This window comes from Thalassovita taeanensis (genome assembly GCF_900110775.1).
In the GTDB taxonomy this organism is placed as follows: domain Bacteria; phylum Pseudomonadota; class Alphaproteobacteria; order Rhodobacterales; family Rhodobacteraceae; genus Litorimicrobium; species Litorimicrobium taeanense.
In genome coordinates this window covers 1-6226 of the sequence record NZ_FOEP01000028.1, presented here as the reverse complement: position 1 = coordinate 6226, position 6226 = coordinate 1, and the positions used below count along the sequence as shown (strand labels likewise).

6 protein-coding genes and 2 pseudogenes are annotated in these 6226 nt (G+C 52.8%); 5 read left to right on the top strand and 3 right to left on the bottom strand.

The window, feature by feature from the left end:
• From BSF79_RS19275 to BSF79_RS19640, 3 genes and pseudogenes are all read right to left on the bottom strand, one after another.
• Window positions 1-485: pseudogene (locus BSF79_RS19275) on the bottom strand (IS5 family transposase); the annotation flags it as partial.
• Window positions 486-605: 120 nt separating this feature from the next.
• On the bottom strand, window positions 606-1010 hold the full coding sequence (locus BSF79_RS19645) for a hypothetical protein (protein ID WP_139246507.1): 405 nt from the start codon (window positions 1008-1010) through the stop codon (window positions 606-608).
• Window positions 1011-1713: 703 nt separating this feature from the next.
• Entirely contained in the window at window positions 1714-1974 is a 261-nt protein-coding gene (locus BSF79_RS19640; RefSeq protein WP_139246506.1) for a hypothetical protein, read from the bottom strand.
• A gap of 54 nt (window positions 1975-2028) precedes the next feature.
• Between BSF79_RS19640 and BSF79_RS19270 the strand changes: the two genes are divergently transcribed.
• The 5 genes and pseudogenes from BSF79_RS19270 to BSF79_RS19250 form a co-directional block, all read left to right on the top strand.
• A complete protein-coding gene (locus BSF79_RS19270; RefSeq protein ID WP_090271447.1) occupies window positions 2029-2340 on the top strand; it encodes a transposase in 312 nt (103 codons plus the stop codon).
• Window positions 2341-2665: 325 nt separating this feature from the next.
• Window positions 2666-4048, top strand: coding sequence for an AAA family ATPase (locus tag BSF79_RS19265; protein WP_139246505.1), 1383 nt, complete (start codon window positions 2666-2668; stop codon window positions 4046-4048).
• Window positions 4045-4599, top strand: a complete 555-nt coding sequence (locus tag BSF79_RS19260) for a hypothetical protein (protein WP_139246504.1) — start codon at window positions 4045-4047, stop codon at window positions 4597-4599. Before BSF79_RS19265 ends, BSF79_RS19260 begins: the two co-directional genes overlap by 4 nt.
• The gene (locus BSF79_RS20345; RefSeq protein WP_090271442.1) at window positions 4596-5636 is read left to right on the top strand and encodes a FlgO family outer membrane protein; all 1041 of its coding nucleotides are present in this window, start codon (window positions 4596-4598) and stop codon (window positions 5634-5636) included. The genes BSF79_RS19260 and BSF79_RS20345 overlap by 4 nt, the downstream gene beginning before the upstream one ends.
• A gap of 105 nt (window positions 5637-5741) precedes the next feature.
• Window positions 5742-6226: pseudogene (locus BSF79_RS19250) on the top strand (IS5 family transposase); the annotation flags it as partial.

Sequence of the window (6226 nt, the reverse complement as noted above, 5' to 3'; positions counted from 1 at the left end):
CGGCAGACTGCCGACCAACGCCCGTGCGCCAATATAATCACTGACCTGACCAGCCGTGACGAACAGGTTCAGCGGGCGGCCGTGGCTGTCGCAGATGGCGTGCAGCTTTGTGTTCATGCCGCCCTTGGTGCGACCAATCAGGCGACCACGCCCCCCTTTTTGACGCCCAAACTGGTCGCTGTGCGGTGAGCCTTTAGGTAAGTTGCGTCGATCATCACAGTCTTCTCTTCACGGTGTTCGGCGGCTAGACCCACCATCATACGAGCGAAAATGCCCTTGTCGCTCCACCGCTTCCAATGGTTGTACAGCGTCTTGTGTGGGCCGTAGGCGGCCGGTGCATCGCGCCACCGTAAGCCATTGCGATTAATGAAGATAATCCCACTCAAAACGCGCCTATCATCAACGCGTGGCTTTCCGTGGGACTTGGGAAAGAAAGGTTCCAGACGCGCCATTTGGGCGTCACTTAACCAGAAAAGATCAGACATGTTCACCGCTCGTTTTTTGAGCCGTGAATCATGACGCTACTCGAAAATCAATGGGTCCTGACCCTAGTAAGGGTAAGAGTTAGAGCAGGTAGGAGGCAAAATCTATTGCTGCAATAATCATTAAACTTGGCGCGGTGCCCCATACGCTATTTTTAGGAAACACCAAGCCGCAATGAAAAATGATGCCCAAAAAACAGGGATATATAGCCAAAATGATGGGGAAAAAGCGAGTTGCAAACCAAACGGACCACGAGAATCCAAAATGAATAAAACCGAGATCAAAAGAGCTGTGACAGCGCCTGTCCATAACAGCACCTGCCATTTGTTCCTATTATTTGCTTCAGAAAAAACAAAATAATCTATCGGAATGCCAAATACGATTGCAATTGGATATCCAACACAAACTCCAATCAATATAGCAAGCTGAATTTCATCAGCATGACCGGCAACAACCGCCAGTACTGAAACCATCAGGGCAGGTATGAGTGGCGCAACCAGAAACGCCGCTAGTTTTCGCACAAACATTGCTCCATGATTCGTTCATTAGCTGGTCCCCAAACAGAGTTGATAGGGAAGCGAGTTGGATTCCATGGGTGCTGCAAAATCCCGCTACCTTCCCCAACTACCCTGATACCATTTCTGGTGGGAAATCTCGCAACGTAGCCTGTACTCAAGGTGTGGCCAGTATTTGTTACATTGGCGATACCCGTTGATCCGCTATTTGCATCTGTAACAATGAAGCTGGTCACAGGGTTGATACCGCGCCGGTCAGAAAACCCACCCCCTGCAATCCAAGGGTTCGCATAGTTGCGTGTGCCTCCGTAGGATGCTCCGTTTGACGGCAGTGGCTCTGGTCCAGATATCAGTCCCTGAAGAAGACAATCGACGTCATATGTTCTATCTGGATGCAAACTACTCTTGTCATAATAATGATAATTTCTTGTGTCAGGACCAATGTATGAGCTGGGCCCCCAACCGGGCTGAGTTGGCCATGACACGTTAGTGCCTCCCGGAGACCGGCAAGTAGTCTGGCCGTTCATTGTCAAGCAGTACTGACCTGTAGGATCAGTGTTGTTGACAGGATTTTGGTGCGCATATCCATAAACCGAAGGGCCATCTGCTAAACCCAAAGAGTCCGCTTGAAGGTATCGTGCATCTACCTGCGAAGCTCCAGACGCTATGCTCAGAGCTAAGGCAAATCCAAATATCTTTCTCATATCAAATCCCTCTATCTTTCTCGCCATCCAAGCGCTTCGGCTTGCTGGAACATCGCTCTATTTTGATTGCCCAAATAGGCATACCGATCATGCAGATCGACGGGTACAGCATTGGAATTCGGATAGCGTTCAATAAATTCAGTGCGGACCAGATTGTAATAGCCTGATCCCTTCTTGACCATCACGTAGGCATAGCTTGGGTGGTATTCGAGCAGCAGATCCCCAACTGCGATAGCATCTTCATAGTGAGCTACCCCCCGAAAATCGGACACTGACGTAAGCTACGATTTGTTGTCTGCTGATCTTCGACGAGAAGGAGATCAGAGATGTCGAAACGGAAACAACACGCGCCCGAGTTCAAGGCGAAGGTAGCGCTGGAGGCCCTGAAGGGCGAAGAGACCGCCGCCGAGCTGGCGAGCCGGTTCGGGGTGCATCCGACAATGATCCATCAATGGAAGCGGGCCCTGCTCGAAGGTGCTTCCGGTGTGTTCGAGCGTGGTGGCAAGAAAGCCCCCGCGATTGACGAGGAGCAGGTGAAGGAACTCCACGCCAAGATTGGGGAGCTGGCTGTGGCCAACTCTTTTTTGGAGCGAATCCAGAAACGCCTTGACTGTTCCCGCAGCCATCCCTCAGTCTGAGAAGAGAATCTTACAAACCGCACTGCCGCCCCGACCGCTACCTTCGCCTTCTGACCCAACGTATAGCTTTCACGCCCACTATCGTCAGCAAGACAACCGCACTTCCTACCTCTAAGAATAAAAGAAGCTTGTATAGCCAGCTCATCGGACGGTACCCCGCGCATGCCGCAACCAGTATGTACGAGCTTACGGAAACGCAAGATAAGATCAAGGGGCTGAGATGGCAGTCAGATTCATACTAAGCTTGCTCATAATTCCCAGCTTGATCCTTGCCTTATACTGGTGGATTCGAGGGCGGAAAGTTTTGCCCGTAACCGCCCTCGCGATGGCGCTATTCGTTGCTGCGGTCGTGCTTCCATCCGCCCTCGTAAATTACTTTCTATTTCGAGAATTTATTAACAGCTATATCTTTAGCGTCACCGACGCATTCGGGCTTCCGAGCAATCTGGCGGCTGCAGCCTCCGTCGTTTTAGTTCCGCTGGCACTAATCGTTCTCGGATTGGTATTATCCCTAAGAAAGAACCGTAGAACTATTGGTCTGGCTATCCTGATTCCTACCCTATCACTCTATTATGTTCTCTTGTGGTATGGAACGCGCAACGATTTGGTGACCGCCGACGGGTCGCCGCTCCGGTGCTATACTATCAACGCCGATGGAGTTCGTTTCTTTGAACGCGCGCAAGTTGATCCCAGAACAGGCGAGTCCTGCATTTGGGTCAACGAGGAGAACATAAGATACGTCTCGGCCATTGATGCGCGGTTGCGTTCCGGGGAGCCGACGAGGCGCGTTGACCCAAACGTCGACCCAAATTTCGTGTTCTTTGCTCCGGGAACGCATCAAGCCGCTCCACTAGTCTGGTACGTTGAAACAACCAGCGCTTACGAATTCTTCGATGCGCCTGGGGTTCACCCAACAACTGGCCGGGAGCTTCTTCCGGTGACACCAGCGGTTGTCGAAAGCTGGTTAGCCCGTCGCCGCGCGGATGAAGTGGCTGCGGAAGACGCCAGGCGAGTCGAAACGGAACGACAACGGCTGGCCGCAGAGAACGAAGTGCGCAGGCGCGCCGAAACGCTCCGCGCTGAACGTGAGCGGCAACAACTGGAAGAACAAAGACGGCAAGAACTCGCGCGTGAAAGGCAGCAGCAGGCTGCAAGAGAGGCTGAAGAGCGACAGTTGGCACTGGAGCGAGAGCTCGAAGCTGCGGAGCGAGATCGATTGCAACGCATTGTCCAAATAGTGCGCCCGAATAGCGGCGACGTGAGAGTCTATCTGGTCTCACGCCTGTCCGCGAGCGCATCAGCGGACAGCGCGGCAGCTGATGTCGCGCTCAGAAACGAACTGCAAGCCGCCATGGAAGGGATCGGATCGATTTCAGGCCTCGCGACGGAGTTCGTGTCCGAAGGATACTTCGCGGCTATTTGGAGCGGAGACCTTTCCTTCTTGCAAACTAGCCGTCTCTTCTCTCAGGTGCCGGAGATGTGGTTGATAGAAGCGTCTGAGCGGTGCGCCGCGAACGCAGTGTCTGCGGCGCTGAGACGTTGCGACATTGGCGCGACCCTTCAGAGATACTCGGAGGACGGGCTAGTTGGCACGCACGAGGCTCACGCGGTTGGTGCCGGTGTCACCGATGCCGAGGCGATTAGGCAGGCAAGTTCACAACTAGCGCGGCGTATCCGGCAGATTGCGGACGAAAGGAGTACTCAATGAAGTCGGCATCCTCTACTGATTACAAGGCACATGTGCGACGGATGGCAAATAAGCAGGAACTCATCGTCTCTTGCGTTGTTGCGCTATCGACGCCGATATTCTCCCAAGCCGCGTCGGCGCAAGTCCATCGTACTCATTATTCTAACTCAAATTTGGACAACTTACTGGAAATATCCGTTCAAACAGCTGCGCCGAGCAATGGCCGTTCACTGGACGCTGCTTTCACTGTTCGGAACCTTGGAAGCGAACCGGTCGCAATAAAGTTAGGTGATCGGTACTCTGCACTCATTATCGCCGAAGATGGTGCTTACTGCTACCAGCGGGATGGCACAGAAGTAACACTTCCTGCGGCGGGTGTAAGGGTTGAGCCAGGAGATAGTTATCAGATAGTTTTTAGCCGTATCTGCACCGACAGGTACGCCGGCAATTTCTCGCGTTCCTTTCTTGATATGGTTGCCTCGTTTGGCGCCTCACTTAGACTAGATATCCAGTATCGAGGGGAGCCCGCTCAACTCCACTTCGAGTACTTTGGCTTCAATGTTGAGGGATGATAATGAGAAAGTGGTGTTACAATCTATTCATATTGCTTGCCCTCGCGATGTTTCCTAGCTCCGCTATTGCGGAGAAGCCTGGACAAGACCCTATCGGAGAGCTTTCCAGCCCTGTGCCAAATAACGAGTATGATGTCGCAATCGCTGCCATCGCTAGTGACCTAGCGGCGCAACTCGACAGAAACTCTGCTTTGCGTGTAGCTGTGTTGGAATTTACGGACTTGAATGGTCACGTTACGATGCAAAGCAGGGCAATTTCAGAAACACTGACAATTTTTCTCGTTCGGGGAGGGCGCGGGTTCCAGATATTGGACAGGGCAAACCTTGATGTTCTGATACGCGAGAGGCTGCAAGTTTCGTCGGGAATACTAGACCCGGAAACTGTTGCCGAGCTTGGCCGAATTGCCGGTCTCGACACCGTTATCGTTGGAACAGTTGAACCCAGAGCAGACCGCACAAGAGTACAGGTAAGGGCTATTAGCGTTGAGAGCAGCCGAGTGATCGCCGCTGCCCTTCCGCGAGAGATTTCCACTGATAGTAGCCAGCTGCGATTAGCTGAGCCTAGGTTGGAGTCGGGCGGTACTTTAGCTTCGCCAGAAAGTGCTGCGAATGACCCGTCTCCTCAGTTAGACATTGCGGTATTTCCGGAATTTCCCGCTACCTCAGTGAATGGCTTGAGGTTTGAGGTCTATCGACTTTTGTATGTCGAGCGTTCAGAAAGACTAAGGGCTGTTTTCCGATTGGAGAATGTGGGGCCCCAGGAAATAAATATCGGCAGCATTGACTTGGTTCGATTCACAATGTTTGGCGGAGAAAGTTGTAGCGGGCAGCCCTCGTTTGCATCGGAGATAGATTATCGCAATCCTTTAGTCTTATCTCCTGCGAGTAGTATTCTCTTTGCGGTTGATGCCCGTTACTGTAGCGATTTCGCCCAAGCGCAACAAGCTGACCTCACATTTTCAGTCAACTTAATATCTCCAGCGCGTAGACCCACGGCGGTTGTAGAGGCGGCCGTGCGAGGGGTGCGAGTCAGATAGCTGTGGGTAAATTAAGATCAAGTTTGGAGTGACGCGTCGTAGGGTCAGGACCCATTGATTTTCGAGTAGCGTCATGATTCACGGCTCAAAAAACGAGCGGTGAACATGTCTGATCTTTTCTGGTTAAGTGACGCCCAAATGGCGCGTCTGGAACCTTTCTTTCCCAAGTCCCACGGAAAGCCACGCGTTGATGATAGGCGCGTTTTGAGTGGGATTATCTTCATTAATCGCAATGGCTTACGGTGGCGCGATGCACCGGCCGCCTACGGCCCACACAAGACGCTGTACAACCGTTGGAAGCGGTGGAGCGACAAGGGCATTTTCGCTCGTATGATGGTGGGTCTAGCCGCCGAACACCGTGAAGAGAAGACTGTGATGATCGACGCAACTTACCTAAAGGCTCACCGCACAGCGACCAGTTTGGGCGTCAAAATGGGGGGCGTGGTCGCCTGATTGGTCGCACCAAGGGCGGCATGAACACAAAGCTGCACGCCATCTGCGACAGCCACGGCCGCCCGCTGAACCTGTTCGTCACGGCTGGTCAGGTCAGTGATTATATTGGCGCACGGGCGTTGGTCGGCAGTCTGCCG